This window comes from Paraburkholderia solisilvae (genome assembly GCF_902859875.1).
Taxonomy (GTDB): Bacteria; Pseudomonadota; Gammaproteobacteria; order Burkholderiales; family Burkholderiaceae; genus Paraburkholderia; species Paraburkholderia solisilvae.
Genome location: NZ_CADIKF010000013.1, coordinates 99,874 through 122,159, shown reverse-complemented (window position 1 = coordinate 122,159; position 22,286 = coordinate 99,874). Strand labels below are relative to the sequence as shown.

22 protein-coding genes are annotated in these 22,286 nt (G+C 64.6%); 6 read left to right on the top strand and 16 right to left on the bottom strand.

Going from position 1 to position 22,286, the window contains the following annotated elements; genetic code table 11:
• Positions 1-119 precede the first annotated feature (119 nt).
• The 12 genes from ureG to urtA form a co-directional block, all read right to left on the bottom strand.
• Positions 120-755, bottom strand: coding sequence for an urease accessory protein UreG (gene ureG / locus HV675_RS10810; protein ID WP_175110893.1), 636 nt, complete (start codon positions 753-755; stop codon positions 120-122).
• A gap of 11 nt (positions 756-766) precedes the next feature.
• Complete coding sequence (locus HV675_RS10805) at positions 767-1,447, bottom strand: urease accessory protein UreF (RefSeq protein ID WP_175110892.1); 681 nt, start codon at positions 1,445-1,447, stop codon at positions 767-769.
• The gene (gene ureE / locus HV675_RS10800; RefSeq protein WP_175110891.1) at positions 1,434-2,141 is read right to left on the bottom strand and encodes an urease accessory protein UreE; all 708 of its coding nucleotides are present in this window, start codon (positions 2,139-2,141) and stop codon (positions 1,434-1,436) included. The genes HV675_RS10805 and ureE overlap by 14 nt, the downstream gene beginning before the upstream one ends.
• Positions 2,142-2,155: 14 nt before the next feature.
• Positions 2,156-3,862: an urease subunit alpha gene (gene ureC / locus HV675_RS10795; RefSeq protein ID WP_175110890.1), complete on the bottom strand. Its 1,707-nt coding sequence runs from the start codon at positions 3,860-3,862 to the stop codon at positions 2,156-2,158.
• A 29-nt stretch (positions 3,863-3,891) separates the two neighbouring features.
• On the bottom strand, positions 3,892-4,245 hold the full coding sequence (locus tag HV675_RS10790; protein ID WP_175110889.1) for an urease subunit beta: 354 nt from the start codon (positions 4,243-4,245) through the stop codon (positions 3,892-3,894).
• A gap of 37 nt (positions 4,246-4,282) precedes the next feature.
• Complete coding sequence (gene ureA / locus HV675_RS10785) at positions 4,283-4,585, bottom strand: urease subunit gamma (RefSeq protein WP_175110888.1); 303 nt, start codon at positions 4,583-4,585, stop codon at positions 4,283-4,285.
• A 267-nt stretch (positions 4,586-4,852) separates the two neighbouring features.
• Complete coding sequence (locus tag HV675_RS10780; RefSeq protein WP_175110887.1) at positions 4,853-5,761, bottom strand: urease accessory protein UreD; 909 nt, start codon at positions 5,759-5,761, stop codon at positions 4,853-4,855.
• Between the two features lie 116 nt (positions 5,762-5,877).
• Positions 5,878-6,570: an urea ABC transporter ATP-binding subunit UrtE gene (gene urtE, locus HV675_RS10775; protein ID WP_175110886.1), complete on the bottom strand. Its 693-nt coding sequence runs from the start codon at positions 6,568-6,570 to the stop codon at positions 5,878-5,880.
• An 18-nt stretch (positions 6,571-6,588) separates the two neighbouring features.
• Positions 6,589-7,437, bottom strand: a complete 849-nt coding sequence (gene urtD / locus HV675_RS10770) for an urea ABC transporter ATP-binding protein UrtD (protein WP_175110885.1) — start codon at positions 7,435-7,437, stop codon at positions 6,589-6,591.
• Positions 7,438-7,446: 9 nt separating this feature from the next.
• Positions 7,447-8,634 carry an urea ABC transporter permease subunit UrtC gene (gene urtC, locus HV675_RS10765; protein WP_175110884.1) on the bottom strand — a complete coding sequence of 396 codons (1,188 nt, stop codon included), beginning with the start codon at positions 8,632-8,634 and terminating at the stop codon, positions 7,447-7,449.
• A gap of 1 nt (position 8,635) precedes the next feature.
• A complete protein-coding gene (urtB, locus tag HV675_RS10760) occupies positions 8,636-10,297 on the bottom strand; it encodes an urea ABC transporter permease subunit UrtB (protein ID WP_175110883.1) in 1,662 nt (553 codons plus the stop codon).
• Between the two features lie 149 nt (positions 10,298-10,446).
• Positions 10,447-11,745: an urea ABC transporter substrate-binding protein gene (gene urtA, locus HV675_RS10755; protein ID WP_175110882.1), complete on the bottom strand. Its 1,299-nt coding sequence runs from the start codon at positions 11,743-11,745 to the stop codon at positions 10,447-10,449.
• A gap of 437 nt (positions 11,746-12,182) precedes the next feature.
• On the opposite strand from urtA, the gene aptA reads away from it, so the two are divergent.
• Entirely contained in the window at positions 12,183-13,511 is a 1,329-nt protein-coding gene (gene aptA, locus HV675_RS10750) for an omega-aminotransferase AptA (protein WP_175110881.1), read from the top strand.
• 152 nt (positions 13,512-13,663) lie between these two features.
• Here the strand turns inward: aptA and HV675_RS32430 are convergent, their stop codons facing one another.
• Positions 13,664-14,728, bottom strand: a complete 1,065-nt coding sequence (locus HV675_RS32430) for a DUF3443 domain-containing protein (protein ID WP_246270176.1) — start codon at positions 14,726-14,728, stop codon at positions 13,664-13,666.
• A gap of 16 nt (positions 14,729-14,744) precedes the next feature.
• On the opposite strand from HV675_RS32430, the gene HV675_RS32425 reads away from it, so the two are divergent.
• The gene (locus HV675_RS32425; protein ID WP_175110796.1) at positions 14,745-15,434 is read left to right on the top strand and encodes a hypothetical protein; all 690 of its coding nucleotides are present in this window, start codon (positions 14,745-14,747) and stop codon (positions 15,432-15,434) included.
• Here HV675_RS32425 and HV675_RS10735 read toward each other — a convergent pair.
• The 3 genes from HV675_RS10735 to HV675_RS10725 all read right to left on the bottom strand — a co-directional run bounded on the left by HV675_RS10735 (position 15,370) and on the right by HV675_RS10725 (position 17,147).
• Positions 15,370-15,846 carry a DUF2844 domain-containing protein gene (locus HV675_RS10735; RefSeq protein ID WP_175110880.1) on the bottom strand — a complete coding sequence of 159 codons (477 nt, stop codon included), beginning with the start codon at positions 15,844-15,846 and terminating at the stop codon, positions 15,370-15,372. The two genes, HV675_RS32425 and HV675_RS10735, sit on opposite strands and share 65 nt — an antisense overlap.
• 276 nt (positions 15,847-16,122) lie before the next feature.
• Positions 16,123-16,446, bottom strand: a complete 324-nt coding sequence (locus HV675_RS10730) for a rhodanese-like domain-containing protein (RefSeq protein ID WP_175110879.1) — start codon at positions 16,444-16,446, stop codon at positions 16,123-16,125.
• 47 nt (positions 16,447-16,493) lie between these two features.
• Complete coding sequence (locus tag HV675_RS10725) at positions 16,494-17,147, bottom strand: protein-L-isoaspartate O-methyltransferase family protein (RefSeq protein WP_175110878.1); 654 nt, start codon at positions 17,145-17,147, stop codon at positions 16,494-16,496.
• A gap of 416 nt (positions 17,148-17,563) precedes the next feature.
• On the opposite strand from HV675_RS10725, the gene HV675_RS10720 reads away from it, so the two are divergent.
• The 4 genes from HV675_RS10720 (at position 17,564) to HV675_RS10705 (ending at position 22,239) form a co-directional block, all read left to right on the top strand.
• A complete protein-coding gene (locus tag HV675_RS10720) occupies positions 17,564-18,550 on the top strand; it encodes a LacI family DNA-binding transcriptional regulator (protein ID WP_246270180.1) in 987 nt (328 codons plus the stop codon).
• 25 nt (positions 18,551-18,575) lie between these two features.
• Positions 18,576-20,063 (top strand): sugar ABC transporter ATP-binding protein, encoded by a 1,488-nt coding sequence (locus tag HV675_RS10715; protein WP_175110876.1) that lies wholly within the window; start codon positions 18,576-18,578, stop codon positions 20,061-20,063.
• On the top strand, positions 20,044-21,060 hold the full coding sequence (locus tag HV675_RS10710; protein WP_175110875.1) for an ABC transporter permease: 1,017 nt from the start codon (positions 20,044-20,046) through the stop codon (positions 21,058-21,060). Before HV675_RS10715 ends, HV675_RS10710 begins: the two co-directional genes overlap by 20 nt.
• Before the next feature lie 213 nt (positions 21,061-21,273).
• Positions 21,274-22,239, top strand: coding sequence for a substrate-binding domain-containing protein (locus tag HV675_RS10705; RefSeq protein WP_175110874.1), 966 nt, complete (start codon positions 21,274-21,276; stop codon positions 22,237-22,239).
• The last annotated feature ends 47 nt before the right edge of the window (positions 22,240-22,286 follow it).

Genomic DNA, 22,286 nt, shown 5'->3' with positions numbered 1-22,286 from the left:
TTCGGTGCGCGGCGTGGGTGATGGTTTGCGTCTGGAAACTTTCAGTATTGTCTTTTTAAGGAAACGGCGGACGCAACGCCGGGTACGCCCGCGAATCTCTTCTCTGGCTGCCGAGCGGTCTAAACCGTCAGCAACCCCTTCTTCTCAATGAATCCGACCACCTGATCCAGCCCATCGAGCGCTTTCAGATTGCACATCACAAACGGCCGCTCGCCACGCATCTTCTTCGCATCCGAGGCCATCACTTCGAGATTCGCCCCGACCATCGGCGCGAGATCGGTCTTGTTGATCACCAGCAAATCCGATTTCGTGATGCCCGGACCGCCTTTACGCGGAATCTTCTCGCCGCCCGCGACATCGATCACATAAATCGTCAGATCGGAAAGCTCAGGGCTGAATGTGGCCGCGAGATTGTCGCCACCCGATTCGATAAACACGATATCCGCGTCCGGAAAACGCGTCAGCATCCGGTCGACCGCTTCGAGATTGATCGACGCATCTTCGCGAATCGCGGTGTGCGGACAGCCGCCGGTTTCGACACCCATGATCCGCTCGGCCGGCAACGCGCCTGCGACGGTCAGCAGGCGTTGGTCTTCCTTCGTATAGATATCGTTGGTAATCGCAACCAGGTCGTAGCGCTCGCGCATCGCCTTGCAGAGCATTTCGAGCAGCGTCGTCTTGCCGGACCCGACCGGGCCGCCGACGCCGACGCGCAGCGGCGGCAGTTTCTTCGTGCGTTGAGTGCGTGTGTTCATGATGTTCGAACCTATGAGCGGAAGAGCCGCGAATACTGCGACTCGTGGCGCGCCGACAGAATGCCGAGCTGCGGCGCGAATGTGTTGATGTCGTCCGGCGAGACGGCGAGCGCGCGCTCGACCGCGGTATCGATTGCGCCGCGCAATGCGACGATGATCCGCTGTCCGGCGAGCTGGCCGAGCGGCACCGCCTTTAGCGCGGCCGCAGCCTGATTTTCGACCCAGCTGAACGCGTAGGCCGCGAGTGCCGCGTCGGCGGCTGCGTCGTGCGCGAAGGCGGCGAAGGCAAATGCGCTGGGTTGCGCGACGGGCCTTAGCGTATCGAGCGTCGCGCGCCGCGCCGCATCGCCCCATTCGAGCGCTGCGCACAACTGACGCAGCGACCAGCCCATCTGCTCGGTCTCGCGGCGCAGCTCCAGTGACTCGCGGCTCGCCAGAAATTCGCTATTCGCCGCAGCGAGGCCCGCGGCGTCATGGACGCGCCAGCGTTCGAGCTGATGCGCGAGAAACGGCAGTTCGCCGAGCGCGAGCACGTTCGTCAGGCCGCTCGCAATCCAGTTGCCGGCGCTGTCGGCATCGGTAATCAGTTGCGCTTCGATGGCCGCTTCGAGCCCCTGCGAATAGCTGAACGCGCCGATCGGCAGGGCCGGCGACGCGAGATGCAGTAGCGCGGTGAGCTCAGTCGTCCGCATGGCGGCGATGACCGTGCGAGCACGACGCATCGCAGTGCGCATGATCGTGTCCGTGCGCGTGGCCATGCTCGTGCGCATGCGTATGATCGTGGCCATGTTTGTGACCATGATCGTGACCGTGCGCGTGCGAATGATCATCGCCGTGATCCTGTGCGTGATCGTGCGAATGCGCATGTCCATGATGTTCGTCGAACACCTTCTGCGCGACCGCATAGTCTTCGGCGAACGTCTCGTCGTGCCCATGCCGATGTCCGCCGCCGTACGCGCCGGTTTCCGGCTGAAACGGCAGCGACGTCTGCTCCACCGACGCGCCGAGGCGCTTCACCATATCCGCGAGCACCGGATCGTATTCGAGCTTCAGATAGTCCACACCTACTTCAACCGGCGTATGCCGATTGCCGAGGTGGTAAGCGGCGCGCGTGAGCGTCAGCACATCGGGCGCACGGACCAGCAGCACGGCTTCAGAGGCCGCGACAACCCGCACGAGTCCGCCATCGTCCGCAACCAGCACATCGCCGTCGCGCAATACGGTGCCGCGCGGCAGCACCAGCGCGACTTCTTCGCCGGTATCGAGCGTTGCCGCGAGCCGGCTCTTGCAGCGTGCCTCGAATGGCAAGGTCAAACCCGGCGCGCGCGTCATCAGCACGCGGGCGAGCTTCACATGCGAATCAAGACGTTTGTCGATCGTTCTCATACCCGTCAATGCAATCAGAACAGAAAATACCGTTGCGCCATCGGCAGCACCGTCGCGGGTTCGCAGGTCAACAGTTCGCCGTTGGCGATCACCTGATACGTTTCCGGATCGACGCTGATAGCAGGTTGCCACGCATTGTGGATCATGCCGGCTTTCGTCACGCTGCGGCAGCCTTTCACGGCGACGACGCGCTTTGTCAGCCCATAACGTTCAGCCACGCCGGATGCTGCCGCCAACTGCGACACAAACGTCAAGGATGTGCGCCCCAACGCCCCGCCGCGCGTCGCGAACATCTCGCGATAATGGACCGGCTGCGGCGTCGGAATCGACGCATTCGGGTCGCCCATCTGCGCAAGCGCGATCATCCCGCCTTTCAGGATCAGCGACGGCTTGACGCCGAAAAACGCCGGCTCCCATAGCACGAGGTCCGCCCATTTGCCCGGCTCGATCGAACCGACCTCATGCGCGATGCCGTGCGTCAGCGCCGGGTTGATCGTGTACTTCGCGACGTAGCGCTTTGCGCGGAAGTTGTCGTTGCGCGCACTGTCTTCAGGCAACGCGCCGCGCTGCGCCTTCATCTTGTGCGCGGTCTGCCACGTGCGGATAATCACCTCGCCGACGCGTCCCATCGCCTGCGAATCCGACGACAGCATCGACAGCGCGCCGAGGTCGTGCAGGATGTCTTCCGCGGCGATCGTCTCGCGGCGGATTCGCGATTCGGCAAACGCGATATCTTCGGCAATCGACGGGTCGAGGTGGTGGCACACCATCAGCATGTCGAGGTGCTCGTCGAGCGTATTGACCGTGTACGGCCGCGTCGGATTCGTCGACGACGGCAGCACGTTCGGCTCGCCGCATACCTTGATGATGTCCGGCGCATGGCCGCCGCCCGCGCCTTCGGTGTGATACGTATGAATCGTGCGGCCCTTGAACGCGGCGACCGTCGCTTCGACGAAACCCGCTTCGTTCAGCGTATCGGTGTGAATCGCGACCTGCGTGTCGGTGTCGTCGGCAACGCTCAGCGCATTGTCGATCGCGGCCGGCGTCGTGCCCCAGTCTTCGTGCAGCTTCAGTCCGATCGCGCCGGCCGCGATCTGCTCGAGCGCGGGCTCCGGCTGGCTGACGTTGCCCTTGCCGAGAAAGCCGAGATTCATCGGGTAGCCGTCCGCGGCCTGCAGCATCCGCTCGAGATGCCACGGCCCCGGCGTGACAGTGGTCGCATTGGTGCCGGTGGCCGGCCCGGTGCCGCCGCCGAGCATCGTCGTCACGCCGCTGGCAAGCGCTTCGTCGATCTGCTGCGGACTGATGAAGTGAATATGCGTATCGATGCCGCCGGCCGTGACGATCATCCCTTCGCCGGCGATCACTTCGGTCGCGGCGCCCAGCGGTATCGTGACGCCGGGCTGGATGTCCGGATTGCCGGCCTTGCCGATCGCCGCAATGCGGCCGTTCTTCAGGCCGATATCGGCCTTCACGATGCCCCAGTGGTCGAGAATCAGCGCGTTCGTAATCACCGTATCGACGACGTCCGCCGCAAGACGCTGCGACTGGCCCATGCCGTCGCGGATTACCTTGCCGCCGCCGAACTTCACTTCCTCGCCGTACACGGTGAAGTCGTGCTCGACTTCGATCACGAGACCGGTGTCGGCGAGCCGGACCCGATCGCCGGTGGTGGGGCCGTACATCTCGGCGTACGCGCGGCGGCCAATACGTAATGTCATGTCTGGAATCCGAAAGGATGGGGCACCGGTCAGGCTTTGATATGGGCGGCATCCGGCAACGGCATGCTGACGCTTTCGTCGAGCTTGCCCATCACCTTGCCGTTAAAGCCGTACACGATGCGGTCGCCGGCCAGTTCGACCAGCTCGACCGTGCGCTCCTGGCCCGGTTCGAAACGCACCGCGGTGCTCGCCGCGATATTGAGCCTGAAGCCGCGCGCCGCCGTGCGATCGAACGCGAGCGCCGCGTTCACTTCGTGGAAGTGGTAGTGCGAGCCGACCTGCACCGGGCGGTCGCCGGTGTTCGATATGGTCAGCGTGATCGTCGTACGGCCGGCGTTCAGCTCGTGCTCGCCGTCGTCGGTGATCAGTTCGCCGGGAATCATCGCGCGCTCCTTCAGGAAAGCCTGTTTGGGGAAAATGTCAGGGAATCGGGTGGTGGACCGTTACGAGCTTCGTGCCGTCGGGGAAAGTCGCTTCGACCTGAATGTCCGGAATCATCTCGGGCACACCGTCCATCACGTCGTCGCGCGTGAGCAGCGTGGTGCCGTAGTGCATCACCTCGGCGACCGTGCGCCCGTCGCGCGCGGCCTCCATCAGCGCCGCGGTGATGAACGCGACCGCTTCCGGGTAATTCAGTTTCAGGCCGCGTGCGCGACGGCGTTCGGCAAGCAGCGCCGCGGTGAAAATCAGGAGTTTGTCTCGCTCGCGTGGTGTCAGCTTCATCGATGTTGTTATGCGGCGTGTGAGTGGAAGGCGCGCGATAGCGTCGTCGTCATTCTAGCGGCGATTAACGGGCAAACACGAGCAAACGTTATGCCATCGTGGTGCGCGAATCGCTACAAGGAGGCAGAGCGGGTGGCGCACCAGGTTCGGGCACCGAGTGTTTCGCCGTGGTGCAAAGCGATGCCAATCGCGCTAGTGCGCGTGGTGAATATGCGGCATTGACGGCGTATGCGCACAGGATGAGCCGCCGTCGGCAAGCAAATGGCATCACGTGGACCACAAACGCAACGGCACCGCGTCGACGCGATGGATCAGCGGCCGCAGCTCCGTCCAGCACTGCGCAAGCACATGCTGCAGCGGTTCCATCGAACGCGCGACGGCACGTACCAGCAGCACGCCGGGACGTCCGTCGAGCGGATTTTCTTCGCTGCGCACGCACGTTGCCGCCGCACGCAGACCGGTGTCGAATGGCAGCTTCGCAGTCAGCGTTTCGGCGAGCGTGTCGTTGCAGGCGGCGCCTACCGCCCACAGCGTGCCGAATGCCGGGAATCCGGCCAGCCCTTGCGGCGCGTCGCGCAATGCGGCGTCAGCGGCGAGCTGCGCGCGTTCGAACCACAGCGGCTGCCCGTCAGGCGCGACAATGCGCGATACCGTGCGCAGCTGGCCTGCGCTCCAGCGTTCGCCGGCGGCCTGCCGGCCGAGCTGCACGGCATCCCAGCCGAGCGCGCTCGCGCCTTCGGCGAGCGTCAGCGTGAAATCGAGCGATGCATGCGCATGGTCGAACACGATATTGTTTTGCGGCAGCCAGTCGAGCTTCGCGTGCGCGCCGACGCGAATGCCGATTCGTTGCCGCGCGGTGCGGCCATTCGACTTGTACCACTTGGTTGCGCCCGGCGTGGTCAGCACCGCGTGCGTGCCGGCAGCGAGCGCGATGTCGATATCGAGCGAGTCGCCGCCCGCGATGCCGCCGGGCGGATGCACGATCACCGCATGACAGATCGCATCGCCTTCCGGATATAGCGGCCGTTGCACGCGCAACGGTCCTTCATGCAGCCGATGCGTGAGCGTCGTACGCGCGCCGTGTTTCGCGAAACCGAGTTCGAGCCGCGCGCGCCAGAGCGCAGGCAAGGTTGAGTCGGCGGGCGCGAGGGCCGCGTGGTTTTCGTGCAGGGACATGCGGCGAGAATATCACGTGAAATGCGCATGGAACGGGGGGCAAGCGGGTATCAAGCCGGTATCAAGCGGCTATCAAGCGGCTATCAAGCGCGCATCGAGCATGGTTGATGGACCTGTCAAACGGCGATCAACGCGCGCACGCCGTCGTCATCCATATTCGCGCCTGTGCCGCCCGCGACAATCTCACCGCGGCTCATCACCCAGTAGCGGTCCGCGATCGCTTTTGCGAAGTCGTAGTATTGCTCGACGAGCAGCACAGTCAGCCCCATTTCTTCGACCAGCTGCCGCAGCGTGCGGCCGATATCCTGGATGATCGACGGCTGGATGCCTTCGGTCGGCTCGTCGAGAATCAGCAATTGCGGTTCGCTCATCAGCGCGCGGCCGATGGCGAGCTGTTGCTGCTGCCCGCCCGACAGATCGCCGCCGCGCCGCGCGCGCATGTCTTTGAGCACCGGAAACAGCGCGTAGATGTGGTCGGGAATGCGCTTCGGCGCTTTGCGGCTAGCCGCGCCGACCAGCAAGTTTTCTTCGACCGTCAGGCGCGGAAAGATATCGCGGCCTTGCGGCACATACGCGAGGCCTTGCGCGACGCGCGCGTGCGGCGGCAGTTTCGTGAGCGGCGTGCCGCGCCAGGCAATCGTGCCGTTCTTCACAGGCACGACGCCCATCAGGCAGCGCAACAATGTGGTCTTGCCGACGCCGTTGCGGCCGAGCAGCACGGTCAGCTTGCCGTCCGGCACGTCGAGCTTCACATTGCGCAGGATATGGCTGCCGCCGTAATACTGGTTCAGGTTGGTCACTTCGAGCATGGTGTGCGGCGTTCCGGTTCAGCGTCCAAGGTACGACTCGATCACGGTCGGGTCGTTTTTCACGGTGTCGAGCGTGCCGTGCGCGAGCACGCTGCCTTCGGCCATCACGGTGACCGCGCCCGTCTCGCCGGCCAGCGCGGCGACGAACTCCATATCGTGCTCGACCACCATCATCGAGCAGGTGCCGCGCAGGTGATTCAACAGGTCCGCGAGCTGCATCGTTTCTTCATCGGTCATGCCGGCCGCCGGTTCGTCGAGCAGCAGCAAGGCCGGTTGCTGCATCAGCAGCATGCCGATCTCGAGCCGCTGCTTCTGCCCGTGCGACAGTTCGCCGGCCGGCCGCCGCGCTTCGCCTTCGAGACGCAGCAGCGCGAGGGTTTCCTCGATGCGCGCTTGCGCCGCGCGATCGAGCCGCGCGCGCAGCGATGCGAGCCAGCCTTTGTCGGTTTTCATCGCGAGTTCGAGGTTTTCCCACACCGGATGCTGCTCGAACACGGTCGGCTTCTGGAACTTGCGGCCGATGCCGACGCGCACAATCTCCGGCTCGTTCATCCGCGTGAGGTCGATGGTCTGGCCGAGAAACACCTTGCCCGAATCGGGCTCGGTCTTGCCGGTGATCACATCCATCATCGTCGTCTTGCCGGCGCCGTTCGGGCCGATAATGCAGCGCAACTCGCCCGCGTCGATCGACAGCGTCAGTTTGTTCAGCGCGCGAAAACCGTCGAAGCTGACGGTGACGTCTTCGAGATACAGAATCGTGCCGTGCGAAATGTCGATCTCGCCGGGCGTCGCGACGTGGCCCATGCCGGCGACGCCGGAGAGCGCGCGCTCGTCGATCGCGTCCGCTTCGTATACGTAGTGGCTCATCTGCGGTCCTTAGTGGCGGTTCTTTTTGCGCATCGCGAGCGTGATCAGCCCCATGATGCCGTTCGGCAGCAGCAGCGGCACCAGCACGAAAATCAGGCCGAGAAAGAACAGCCAGTATTCGGCGAAGTACGCGGTAAAGAAGCTCTTCGCGCCATTCACCGCGAATGCGCCGAGGATCGGGCCGATCAGCGTGCCGCGTCCGCCGACCGCGACCCAGATCGCCATTTCGATCGAATTGCCCGGCGACATCTCGCCCGGATTGATGATGCCGACCTGCGGCACATACAGCGCGCCCGCGATGCCGCACAGCACCGCCGAGACGGTCCACACGAACAGCTTGTACGCGAGCGGGCTGTAGCCGAGGAACATCAGCCGCGTTTCGCCGTCGCGCACCGCGGTGACCACGCGGCCAAGCTTCGACGTGACGATCGCGCGCGCGCCGATAAACGTGAGCACGAGCACCGCGAAGGTCATTAGCAGCAGCACTGTGCGCGTGCCCGGATGCGTGATCGGAAAGCCGGCGATGCGCTTGAAGTCGGTAAAGCCGTTGTTGCCGCCGAAGCCGGTTTCGTTGCGATAGAAGAGCAGCATCGCGGCGAACGTCATCGCCTGCGTGATGATCGACAGGTATACGCCTTTCACGCGCGAGCGGAACGTGAAGAAGCCGAACACCCATGCGACGACCGCCGGCGCGAGCACGACCAGCAGCAGCGCATACGCGAGATGCTGTGTGCCTTGCCAGTACCACGGCAGTTGATGCCAGTCGAGAAACACCATGAAGTCGGGCAGATCGCTGCCGTACTTGCCGTCGTGGCCGATTGCGCGCATCAGGTACATGCCGATCGCGTAACCGCCGAGCGCGAAGAAGAGCCCGTGCCCCAGGCTCAGAATGCCGCAATAGCCCCAGACCAGATCGAGCGCGAGCGCGGCGATCGCATAGCACATGAATTTGCCGGCGATCGTCATCGCATACGCGGACAGATGGAACGCACTGGTTTCGGGCAGCACAAGCGCGGAGAACGGCACACCGAGCCCGATTACGATAATCAGCGCAAGCAGCGCCTGCCACGCGCGCCGCGACAGCAGAGCGGGGCGCGGCGGCAAGCCGAGTGCGAAGCCGGCAAGATCCGCGCGGTTTTCGTCGCTGGTCGCGCCGCGTGCGTCGACGGCGGTGGGAGAGGAAGTAGCGGATGTCATCTCAGGCCTCCGCGCTGCGGCCCTTCAAGGCGAACATGCCCTGCGGACGCTTCTGGATAAACAGCACGATCAGCACGAGCACCGCGATCTTCGCGAGCACCGCGCCCCAGAACGGCTCGATCGCCTTGCTGACGAGACCGAGACCGAAGCCGCCGAGCACGGTGCCTGCCAGTTGCCCGACACCGCCCAGCACGACCGCCATAAACGAATCGATGATGTAGCTCTGACCGAGGTCGGGGCCCACATTGCCGATCTGCGACAGCGCGCAGCCGCCCAGGCCCGCGATGCCCGCGCCGAACGCGAACGCATAGGAATCGACGCGCGCGGTCTTCACACCGACGCACGCGGCCATCCGGCGGTTCTGCGTGACCGCGCGCACGAACAGGCCGAGGCGCGTCTTCGTCAGCACGGTCCACGCGATGCCGACCACGATCAGCGAGAATGCAAGAATGGCGAGCCGGTTGTACGGCAGGATCAGGTTCTGCATCACGGTCACGCCGCCGCTCATCCAAGACGGGTTCACGACCTGCACGTTCTGCGCGCCGAACATCATCCGCGTCGCTTGAATGAGGATCAGGCTGACGCCGAAGGTGGTCAGCAGCGTTTCGAGCGGGCGGCCGTACAGGTGCTTCAGCACGAGCCGTTCGAGCACGATGCCGACCGCCGCGGCGGCGGCGAACGACGCGGGGATCGCGAGCAGCGGATACCAGTCGAATGCACCAGGTGCATAGTGCTGCATCAGGTTTTGCACCACATAGGTTGCGTACGCACCGATCATCAGGAATTCGCCGTGCGCCATATTGATCACGCCGATCAGGCCGTACGTGATGGCGAGGCCCAGCGCGGCGAGCAGCAGCACGCTGCCGAGCGACAGCCCCGCGAACAGCGTGCCGGCAATTTCGCTGCGGCGCTGGATCGTATCGAGTGCGTCGATGCCTTGCTGCGCGGCCGCGCGCACACGCGGGTCGGCTTCGACAAAGCTGCCGTCCGGCTTTTTCGCAACGATCGGGCGCAGCAGTTCGTTCATCTCGAGATCGTGCCGCGCGGCGACCAGTTGCACCGCTTCGAGCCGCTTCGCGGCGTCGGGGTCATGCAGCGCGGTCATCGCCCACAGTACGTCGAGGCGGCGTTTCAGCGCCGGGTCGGTTTCCTTCGCGCGTGCCGCGTCGATCATCGGTTTCATCGCGATGTCGGGGCTTTTCAATAGCGCGGCGATCGCGGCGCGCCGCGTGTCGAGATCGGGCGAGGCGAGCTGCAAGCCCGATAATGCGCCCGCGACTTTCGAGCGCAGCAGGTTGTTCAGCGTAATGGGCTGCGCATCGCCGGCGGCGGCCGGCTTGCCGGTGACCGCGTCGCGCGCGGTGTCGCCGCCTTCGGCCGACTGGATCAGCACGGCGCCGGCGTCGGTGGCGAGCGCGTTGTCTTCGGAGAGTGCTTTCAAAAGCGCGAGCGATGGCGCGTCGTGCATCGCGATCAGCTTGTCGATCGCGGCGGACTTCGCGTCGAAGTCATCGCCGGCCAGCGGCGCGACGTCGGCGGTGGTGAGCGCGAACGCGTGCGGCGCCGCGAGCAATGACGTCAGCATCGCGAACGCAGCCGCGACGGAGAAAAAGCGCGCGGCGCTCGAGCCGCGCCGCGCCAGTCTGGAGAAGGAGAACGCCATGATGGCCTTTGAAGAGGAAAGCGGCAGGCATGTCGGCGGCCTCGAATGGTCGGTCCGAGGCCGCGTGCTACAGGGTATGGCTTGACTTCACTTCACTTGCACGAGCCTCGCTGCACGTTGGGCAGAGCATGCAGCGAAGCGGGGCGCGCTTACGCGACGCGCGCGCGCCGCAGGAACGACGGGATCGAGCTGACCACGTCCGGCTTGCTCTCGTTGCCCGCGATATACGGACTCCACGGCTGCGCGCGAACCGCGGTCTTGGTTTTCCACACCACATTGAACTGGCCGTCGCCGCGAATCTCGCCGATCATCACCGGCTTGTGCAGATGGTGATTGCCGTCCATCTCGAGCGTGAAGCCCGACGGCGCGGCGAACTTCTGGCCGATCATCGCGACGCGCACCTTGTCGACGTCGGTGCTCTTCGCTTTCTCGACCGCCTGCTTCCACATATGGATGCCGACGAAGGTCGCTTCCATCGGATCGTTCGTCACGCGCTTCGCGCCGCCCGGCAGGCTCTGCGCCTTCACATACGACGCGAACTCTTCCTTGAACGACGTGTTGTTCGGGCCTTTCACCGACATGAAGTAGTTCCACGCGGCAAGGTGTCCGACCAGCGGCTTGGTATCGATGCCGCGCAGCTCTTCCTCGCCGACCGAGAACGCGACGACCGGCACGTCGGTCGCCTTCAGCCCCTGGTTGCCGAGCTCCTTGTAGAACGGCACGTTCGAATCGCCGTTGATGGTCGACACGACGGTGGTCTTGCCGCCTTGCGAGAAGGTCTTGATGTTCGCGACGATGGTTTGATAGTCGCTATGGCCGAACGGCGTGTAGACCTCCTGGATGTCGGCATCCTGCACGCCTTTCGAGTGCAGGAACGCGCGCAAGATCTTGTTCGTCGTACGCGGGTACACATAGTCGGTGCCAAGCAGGAAGAAGCGCTTCGCGCCGCCGCCTTCGCTGCTCATCAGGTACTCCACGGCGGGAATCGCCTGCTGGTTCGGCGCGGCGCCGGTATAGAACACGTTGCGCGACATCTCTTCGCCTTCGTACTGCACCGGGTAATAGAGCAGGCCGTTCAGCTCTTCGAATACGGGCAGCACGGACTTGCGCGACACGGAGGTCCAGCAGCCGAAGACGCAGGCCACCTTGTCCTGCGTCAGCAACTGGCGGGCTTTCTCGGCGAACAGCGGCCAGTTCGACGCCGGGTCGACGACCACCGGCTGGATCTGCCGGCCCATCACGCCGCCGCTCTTGTTGATGTCGGAAATCGTCATCAACGCGGTGTCTTTCAGCGACGTCTCCGAAATCGCCATCGTGCCCGACAGCGAATGCAGGATGCCGACCTTGATCGGTCCGCTATTCGTCTGCGCGTTCGCAAACGGCACCTTGCCCGCGAGCGCGAGCGCGCCCGACATCGAGCCGAGCTTCAGAAGACTGCGACGTTTCATGTGCTACCCCTTGTCATGGATGGTGAGTGTTTTTGGGTGTCGCGGCGGCGTAGCGCCCCGGCGACCGAGCGAGGCTGCAGACCGACTCAAAGCTTGCGTAGTGCATGACTGGCCGTGCTCGTTACTGCAAGGCATATGCCAACGCTGCAAAGCAGCACTGAAGGGGCTCGGCGGGCGCTGCGATGCGGGTGCGCATGAGCATCGGCGGGTCGCGTTCGATGCGTCATAAGGGCTAAAGCGGTGCATCGGCGCAGCGCGTGCTTCGTTGCGGTGCGTGCCGCGCCGCAACGAAGCACGCGGGTCACGGCCCTCCGGCGCGGCGCGCCCGATCGGTGCAGCACCGCCGCGAGGTTGTGCACCGGCGTGCCGCTGCTTACACTGAGACTCTCAACAAGGCCCAATTCACCGCAACAATCACCGAACACGAGGAGACTCGCATGAACGACCGCGCTGCCAGTACGCTCGACCTGTCCGCTTTCTGGATGCCCTTTACTGCGAACCGGCAGTTCAAGAGCGCGCCGCGGCTGCTTTCGAAGGCCAAGGGGATGTACTACACGTCCAATGACGGACGGCGCATTCTCGACGGCACAGCGGGGCTATGGTGCGTGAACGCGGGCCATTGCCGCGATGAGATCGTCGCCGCGGTGCAGGAGCAGGCGGCCGAGATGGACTTCGCGCCGACCTTCCAGATGGGCCATCCGAAAGCGTTCGAAGCCGCGACGAAAATCGCGAAGCACACACCTGGCGATCTGAAGCACATCTTTTTGGTGAACTCCGGCTCGGAAGCGGTCGATACCGCGCTGAAGATCGCGCTCGCGTATCACCGCGCGCGCGGCGAAGGACAGCGCACGCGTTTTATCGGCCGCGAGCGTGCGTATCACGGCGTCGGCTTTGGCGGCACGTCGGTCGGCGGCATTCCGGCGAACCGCAAGGCCTATTCGGGCGCGATGCTGCCGGGGGTCGATCATCTGCCGCATACGCTGAACATCAAGGAAGCGGCGTATTCGAAAGGGCAGCCTGCATGGGGCGCGCATCTGGCCGATGAACTCGAGCGGCTCGTCACGCTGCACGACGCGTCGACGATCGCGGCGGTGATCGTCGAACCGGTGGCCGGTTCGACGGGCGTGCTGATTCCGCCGCAGGGCTATTTGCAGCGGCTGCGCGAGATCTGCGACAAGCACGGCATCCTGCTGATTTTCGACGAAGTGATTACCGGCTGGGGGCGTCTGGGTACGCCGTTCGCCGCGCAGTACTTCAACGTGACGCCGGACCTGCTGACGATGGCGAAGGGCACCAACAACGCGGCGGCGCCGATGGGCGCGGTGGCCGCGAGCGACCGCATTCACGATGGGATCATCAACGGCGCGCCGGCGGGTATCGAGCTGTTTCACGGGTACACGTATTCGGGGCATCCGATCGCGGCGGCCGCCGCGTGCGCGACGATCGACCTGTACGAACGCGAGCAGCTGTTCGCGCGCGCCGCGAAGATGGCGCCGGTGTTCGAGGAAGCGATTCATGCGCTGCGCGGCACGCGGCATGTGATCGACATCCGCAACCTCGGGTTGATCGGCGGCATCGAGCTCGCGTCGCGTGACGGCGCGCCGGGCACGCGCGCATACGACACGTTCGTGCGCTGCTTCCAGAAGGGTGTGCTGGTGCGTACTGCCGGCGATATTCTCGCGTTTTCGCCGCCGCTCATTATTGAAGAGGAACAGATTGTGGAGCTCTTCAGGACGGTGGGGGAGGTGTTGAAGGAAGTGGATTGAGCCCGCGCGTTGTTAGCGCGGCGATGCGGCGGGGCGGGTCGTGCGGCAGGCGTTGCCGTTGCGGTCCGCGCCGCCGCGTTTCATTTGCGAGGCGGCTGTTGAGCGCTGTCTGAAGCGTGACTTCAAAAAGCGCGACTCTAAAACGCTTCAGCTCAGAACGCGACAAACGGTCCTGTTTTGCCGCCCGCCTGCGCGCCGCTCAGCAGCGTATACACGCTGCGTCCGAAATAGAACGGCAAGCCCCAGACAAACACATTCGACGACAGCGACAGCGCGCCGAGATTGTCATGCGCCGCATAGCCGGCTTCGAACAGATGTTCGGCATTCGCGATCGAGAACGGCACCGACGCTTGCAAACCGATGGTCGACATCATCGTCGCGGAGAGATTCATCGTGTTCTGCGGGGCATACCAGTCGTTCACGCCGGTTGGGATCGACGTATCGCGGAATAGCAGGCCATTTGTGCCGCTGTCGACGATGCCCGGTACCGAACGGTTCGCGTAGAGCGTTGTGAGCGTGCCTTGCTCGCTGACGGCGAGGATTTTTGCGTTGGCCGGCAGCGCGTTGTTGGCGCGTGTGCCGATGCCAAAGATCAATTCTCCGGTCGCACTCGCCTGGCCATCGGGCGGTAACGCGGGCAGCCGGATGATCGTGCCGTTGTTGTCCGTTGCGAATCCGGCGACCGGGTTGATCGTCTGCCGATCGAGCGGCACGCTTGCGGCGTTGCATGAGGTTGTGCTCGCGCAGTAGTAGTAGGTTGCGGCAAGCGGCGTTTGCGCGGCCTGCGGGAAGTCGCGCACGCGATGACCGATGCCGACGATGCCTTTCGCGCCGAGCGCGTCGATCGTACCGAGGTCCGCGACGCCGCGTGATTCGCAGTCGGCCGGCGTCGATGCATACGCGGCGTCGCCGACGATATGCACCGGGATGTCGCGCGCGGTCATGCCGCCGATCGTGACGTCCGCGCGGCGCAGCGATCCCCACAAATAGCCGGAGCCGAAGAGTGCGCATTGTGCGAGCGGTGCGGTGCCGCTCGTGTCATTCGACGCGCCGGTTTGCTGCGGCAGGCGCGCGGTCAGCGTCGCGCCCAGTGCATTGGCGAATACGCGCACGCCGATTGAACCGGTGTCGAGCAGCATGTGGTCGACTGTCGCGCATGCGGCGTCGCTTTGCGTGTTCGGCGGGCATAGCTTGACCGTGACGTAGGGCTGGTTCACGGTCACGCCGAGCGTGTTGTCAACGACGATCGATGCGATGTTCGATGCGGTCGCGGGTGGGGTGTCGGTGCTGGAGGAGCTTCCGCCCGAAGAGCCACTGCCCGAAGAGCCGCTGCCCGAAGAGCCGCTGCCCGAAGAGCCGCTGCCCGAAGAGCCGCTGCCCGAAGAGCCGCTGCCCGAAGAGCCGCTGCCCGAAGAGCCGCTGCCCGAAGAGCCACTGCCCGAAGAGCCACTGCCCGAAGAGCCACTGCCCGAAGAGCCACTGCCCGAAGAGCCACTGCCCGAAGCGCTACTGCCCGAAGAGCCACTGCCCGAAGAGCTACTGCCCGAAGAGCCGCTACCCGAAGAGCTACTACCCGAAGAGCTGCCACCGCCCGAACCATTCCGCCCCGACGTCCCGCTTCCTGACGCCCCCGCGCTCTGCGTCGACCCCGTGCCGCTCGTCGTCGCGTTGGCCTTTCCACCGCCAGCCGTATCGCTGACCACCGCGCCCGGCTTGCCCAGCCACGACTGCGTATCAGACCCATCGCTCGAACCGCCGCCGCAAGCGGAAAGCACCACAGCGGCAAACGCCGCCGCGCACAACGTGCCGCTGAATCGTTTCATCCTCATCTGTTTCCTCGTCTCGAACATGGCCGGTCTCACTCCAGATCGCCGACATCGACTTGCGCAGGCACGAGCCGCGGCACCCAGGCTTTGCCGATGAACTGTCCTTGATAGCCGATCGATTCGACTTGCAAATCGCCGCTGCGCTCGATAAGCGGTCCGGTACCGCGCTTGCCGCGGCGCGCCGCCGAAGCGAAGTTCGGGAAGTAGCTGCCGAGCAGTGCGGTCATATCCGGGCGCACCGGGCCGCTCCACGTGACCGCGAATACGACGCCACTGCGTGTCGCGTATTCGTGCACCGTGACGCCATCGGCGGTATGCGTGCTGTGCGTCGTGTAAGACCGGTTCGATGTCGGCGCTTGCGCTGCCGCGTCGCGCGCGACAGGTTGATTCGCGGCAAGCGGCACAGCGATGGAATTGGATGGCTTGCCGCCGAGTGTCGCGTGCGACACGCTGGGCAATAGCAGCAGTGCGGCGACCGCGCAGGCTGCAGTCGAGAGGTGTCGGGTCACAGATCAGGCTCCGGAAAAAGGTCGGAGCATGGTGCCAGACGATGCGATCAGGATGGCTTACGAAATTTCAGAATCGATACGAGGAAACCGCATCAGTTGCATGCGAGGCAGAAGTATCAGAAGCGCGAGCAGTCCAGAAACGCAAATGCGCATCAGACGGCTGGGCGCGGCGCAACACAGCAGAATGCAGCGCAACACATCAGAACGCAGCAGCGAAAAAAAGCGCCGGTCAATGTGAAACTGACCGGCGCTTTTCGCAACACTCGACTCGCAAGCTCAATAAGTCGGCACCGAAGGATCCACCTGCCGCGACCACGCATCAATCCCGCCTTGCAGATTGAACACATTCGTATGGCCGCGCGATTCGAGGAACATCGCGACCTGCGCGCTGCGCGCGCCATGATGGCAGACGCAGACGACCGGCGCTTCATCGTCGAGTTCTTCGCTGCGCGCCGGTATCTCGCGCATCGGAATCGACACGCTGCCGGCGATCTTCGCGGTTTCGATTTCCCACGGCTCGCGCACGTCGAGCACCACCGGCGCGGCACGCGATTGATCAGCAAGCCATTCGGCAAGAGCAGGGGCAGACAGGTTTTGCATCAGACAATCCGGTTGGGTTCAGGCTGCGGCGCTTGATCAAGCGTCGCTCAGAACTTGAAGCGCGGCGGCTGCACCGCATTCGTGAGCGGCTCGACGACAGTTTCGAACACGTCGGCGACGCGGAACTGCTTTTCGTCGACGCGCGTGATGATCTGCGCCTTCATGACCGGCAGCGTGCCGACGAAAGCGGCGAGGCGGCCGCCCACCTTCAACTGTTCAAGAATTTCCTGCGGCAGAACCGGCAAGCCGCCTGACACGCAGATCACATCGTACGGCGCGGCGCCGGCCCAGCCGCGCGCAGCGTCGCCGGTCACGACTTCGGCGTTGAGCACGCCGTTGTTCGCGAGGTTTGCCTTCGCGAGTTCGGCCAGTTCCGGCTCGATCTCGACGGTCAGCACATGCTGGCTGCGATGCGCGAGCAGCGCGGCCATATAGCCGGAACCGGCGCCGATCTCGAGTACGCTCTCGTGCTTTTTCACCGCGAGTTCCTGCAGCACGCGCGCTTCGACGCGCGGCGCCAGCATGTGCTGGCCGGCCGGCAGCGGAATTTCCAGATCGGCAAATGCCAGTTGGCGGTACGCGGCGGGGACGAAATTCTCACGCTTGACGATGGACAGCAGGTTCAGCACGTCCTGGTCGAGCACGTCCCAGGGGCGAATCTGCTGTTCGATCATGTTGAAGCGCGCTTGCTCGATGTTCATGATGTTCGTTCTGCGGTGTGTGGTTGGAATGCCGGCGAAGGCCGCGCCCGACGCGCGGACCGCTACGGGAGAACCCTGCGATTGTATCAAACCGGCCGTTTGCGCCGCACGCGGTCCGGCGCGTCGGCCGCTGCTTTGCCTCGCTGTTTCGCCCGCCTGGGACGGCCTGCGAGCCGCACCCGCCGGCGCGAGCCGAGCGGTGTTGCGCCCAACGCGCTCGGTATAAATCCCTACGCTATCGTTCTTGCGATTTGTCGCGGCCGAGTCAAAAATATACCATTACAATGTAATCGATTACATCGCGAGGAGATCTATCCGTGTCAAGACCGTCGCCGCACGATCCGCATCACCTGGCCGGCGCATCGTCGAACTCGCCGTCGAGCCGGTCGCGCGCATCGCCTGGCGTATCGAAGGACATCTCGATCGACGACGTCGCCGAGCAGGCCGGCGTCTCGGTCGCAACCGTGTCGCGCGTGCTGAACGGCCATTCGAACGTGCGCGCGGAAACCCGCGAGCGGGTGCTCGCCGCGATCGAGACCAGCGGCTATCGCGTCAACGAACTGGCGCGCAATCTGCGCACCGCCGAAAGCCGTCTGCTGCTGACGATGGTGCCGAACTTCGGCAATCCGTTCTACGCGGACATCGTGCGCGGCATCGACAGTGTCGCACGCCAACATGGCTATTTCATGTTGTTGTGCGACACCGGCGCCGACCCGGGCCGCGAACGCAGCTACTTCGAGATGCTGCGCCGGCGCCGCGCGGACGGCGCGATCTGCCTCGACCCGGCCGCCGCGCAGCAGGCGCTGTCCGAAGAACTGCACACACTGCCGTGGGTCGCGTGCTGCGAGTTCGATGCGGACGTCGGCGTGCCGTATGTCGGCATCGACAACTACCGCGCGGCCGGCGACGCGGTGCTGCATCTGCTGTCGCGCGGCCATACGCGCATTGCGCTGATCAACTCGGGCGACGGCTACCTGTACGCGCAGCAGCGCGAGCGCGGCTATCAGGATGCGCTGCATAACGCCGGCATTGCGCCCGATCCACGCTGGCGCATGCATCTGGACAGCCTCGACTACGAAGCGGGCGCGTTCGCCGCCGCCAGCCTGATGGCGCAGGCCGACCCGCCGACGGCGATCTTCGCGGTGTCGGACACGCTCGCGATCGGCGTGATCAAAGGCCTGCGCAGCGTCGGCAAGCGCGTGCCGGACGACGTCGCCGTGGTCGGCTTCGACGACATCTCGCTCGCCGCGCAAATCGACCCGCCGCTCACGACCATCGCGCAGCCGATGCGCGAACTCGGCGAAACGGCCGCGCGGCAACTGTTGAAACGTCTCGCGAACCGCAGCGCGAATGTGCCGGGCGTGTTGTTGCCGCACCGGTTGATCGTGCGCGGCAGCGCATGAAGCCCGCCGCCGGAGCGCCGCCACGATGAGCCTCGCCGTCCGTTTCGACGACATCCGCAAAGACTTCGGCCCGGTGCGCGTGCTGCACGGCGTGAGCTTCGAACTCGCGCCGGGCCGCATCTACGGGCTGCTCGGCGAGAACGGCGCGGGCAAGTCGACGCTGATGAAAATCCTCGCCGGCTACGAGCACGCGAGTTCGGGCGAGGTGCTCGTCGACGGCGCACCGCAGCACTTCGACGGCTCGCGGGCGGCCGAAGCGGCCGGCATCGTGCTGATCCACCAGGAATTCAATCTGGCCGAGCATCTGACGATCGCGCAGAACATGTACCTCGGCCACGAAAAGCGCCGCGGCCTGCTGCTCGACGATGCCGCGATGCGCGCCGACGCGAAGCGCTATCTCGCGCAGGTCGGTTTGTCGAAGCATCCGGACACGAAGGTGCGCGACCTGATCGTCGCGGAAAAGCAGATGGTGGAGATCGCGAAGGCGTTGTCGCGGCGCGCGCGTCTGTTGATCATGGACGAACCGACCGCGTCGCTCACGCCTTCCGAAACCGAGCGCCTGTTCGCGCTGATGGCGAGGCTCAAGGCGGACGGCGTGACGATTATCTATATCTCGCACAAGCTCGATGAAGTCGAGCGCATTACGGACGAAGTGATCGTGATGCGCGACGGCCGCTTTGTCGCGCGCAGCGAAACCGCGGCGCTCGCGCGACAGCAGATGGCGAATCTGATGGTCGGCCGCGAGCTCTCCGATATGTTCCCGGACAAGGCGCCGGTCGCGGCCGATGCGCCGGTCGCGTTGCGTGTCGAAGACCTGAGCGTGCCGGACTGGGTCGACACCCTGAGCTTCGAGGTGCGCGCCGGCGAAGTATTCGGCTTTGCGGGCCTCGTCGGCGCGGGCCGCACCGAAGCGTTCGAAGCGATCATCGGGCTGCGCAAACGCAGCGCGGGCCGCATCGAGATCGCCGGCCGCCGCGCGGATCTGAAAAGCCCGCGCGACGCGATGCGCCGCGGCCTCACGTATCTGAGCGAAGACCGCAAGGGCAAGGGCCTGCATGTGAGCATGAGCCTGCAGGACAACCTGACGCTGATGACGCTCGAGCGCTATGCGCATCCGCTGCTCGACCTGAAAGCGGGCCGCGCCGCGCTGACCGAAGCAGTGCGCGAATTCGGCATTCGCACCGGCGACCTGAACAGTCGCGCGCGGATGCTGTCGGGCGGCAACCAGCAGAAGCTCGCGCTCGCGAAGTTTTTGCAGCCGAACCCCGACGTGATCGTGCTCGACGAACCGACGCGCGGCGTCGACATCGGCGCGAAGCGCGACATTTACTTCCTGATTCACCGGCTCGCGTCGGAAGGGCGCGCGGTGATCGTGATCTCGTCCGAACTGATCGAACTGATCGGCCTGTGCCACCGCGTCGCCGTGATGCGCACGGGCAAGCTGCAGGCGACACTCGGCCTCGACCATCTGACCGAAGAGGAGTTGATCGCTCATGCGACCGGCACCCACTGACACCACCGCGCCGACGCCGCGTGCGATGCGCATCGCGCACGTGCTGTACGGCTTCGGTCCGCTCGCGGGCCTGATCGCGCTGTGCATCGCGGGCACGCTGCTGAACCGCGACTTCGCTACCGTCGACAACATGATGAACGTGCTTACGCGCACGTCGTTTATCGGCATCATCGCGGTCGGCATGACCTTTGTGATCATCTCGGGCGGCATCGATCTGTCGGTCGGCTCGATGGCCGCGCTGATCGCGGGCGTCATGATCTGGCTGATGAACGGGCTCGCCGGCAGCGCGGCGGCGCACACGCTGGCGCCGCTCGCGATCGTGACGATCGGCATCGTTTGCGCGCTCGTGCTCGGCGCGCTGTTCGGCTGCGCGCATGGGTTGCTGATCACGAAAGGGCGCATCGAACCGTTTATCGTCACGCTCGGCACGCTCGGTATTTTCCGCGCGGTGCTCACATGGCTCGCCGATGGCGGTGCGTTGACGCTCGACAACAATCTCTCCGATCTGTACGGCCCGGTTTATTACGCGAGCCTGCTCGGTGTACCGGTGCCGATCTGGGTGTTTCTGGTGGTCGCGGCGGGCGGCGTGCTGATTCTCAACCGCACGGCGTTCGGCCGCCATGTGCAGGCGATCGGTTCGAACGAGCAGGTCGCGCGCTATGCGGCGATTCGCGTCGATACCGTGAAGATCGTCACGTACGTGCTGCTCGGCGTGTGCGTCGGCGTCGCGACCGTGCTGTACGTGCCGCGGCTCGGTTCGGCAACGCCGACTACCGGCCTCCTGTGGGAGCTCGAAGCGATCGCGGCGGTGGTGGTCGGCGGCACCGCGCTCAAGGGCGGCGAGGGGCGTGTGGTCGGTACCGTGATCGGTGCGGTCTTGCTGTCGGTGATTGCGAACATCCTGAATCTCACCAGCATCATCAGTGTGTATCTGAACGCGGCGGTGCAGGGCGTCGTGATTATTGTCGTCGCGTTTTTGCAGCGTGGACGGCGTTAGCGCGCGTGTCGTGTCAGGGCTGCGGCAGCGTTTCAACGGCGCGTGAGTTTCAACAGTCGTGAGGTGATGTAGGGGAAGCAAGCAGGGAGGAAGGCAGAGCAGCAACGCGACAAGCGGCACGTCGCGGTCGTTTCGGTCGTTCGACAACGAAATCCGGGCGCCCCCATGCCAACAACGTGCAGACGGCGCCCGCACAAATCAGGAGACAACACCATGAAACACGTCATACGAGCGGTCGGCGCCGGCATGCTGGCGCTCACGATGCTGGGCATCACGGCAGGCGCCGCGCGCGCCGACGACAAGGTCATACTGGGCGTGTCGATTCCGACGGCGGATCACGGCTTCACCGGCGGCATCGTCTGGTGGGCGAACAAGGCGAAAACGGATCTCGAGAAAGAACATCCGGACCTGAAGATCATCGTGAAGACCGCGGCGAGCGCGCCTGAGCAGGCCAATCAGTTGCAGGACCTCGTGACGGTGAACAAGATCAACGCGCTCGTGATCTTCCCGCAGGAATCCGCGTCGCTGACGCAGCCGGTCGCGCAGGTGAAGAAGAAGGGCGTGTACGTGACCGTGGTGGACCGCGGCCTGACCGACACCAGCGCGCAGGACGCGTACGTGGCGGGCGACAACACCGCATTCGGCAAGATTCCCGCCGAATATCTGGCGAAGGCGCTCGACGGCAAGGGCGACATCGTTGCGCTGCGCGGCATTCCGACCACGCTCGACAACGAACGGTGGACCGCGTTCACGTCGGTGATGAAGCAGTATCCGAACATCAAGATTCTCGATGCCAAGTACGCGAACTGGAACCGCGACGATGCGTTCAAAGTGATGCAGGACTACCTGACGCGCTTCAAGCATATCGACGCGGTGTGGGCCTCCGACGACGATATGGCGGTCGGCGTGATGAAGGCGATCGATCAGGCCAAACGCACCGACATCAAGATCGTATTCGGCGGCGCGGGCTCCAAAGGCATGGTGAAGAATGTGATGGACGGCGCGCCGTTGATCAAGGCGGATGTGTCGTACTCGCCGAAGTTTATCTACGACGCGATCAAGCTGACGGCCGAAGCGCGGCTGAAGGGCGACAAGCTGCCTGCGACGACGATCATTCCGTCGGTGCTGATCACGAAGGAAAACGCGCAGCAGTTCTACTTCCCGGACTCGCCGTTCTAACGCCTGTTACGCGTGTGAACAGGTTCTTGCATCCGCGCACGGCGCAG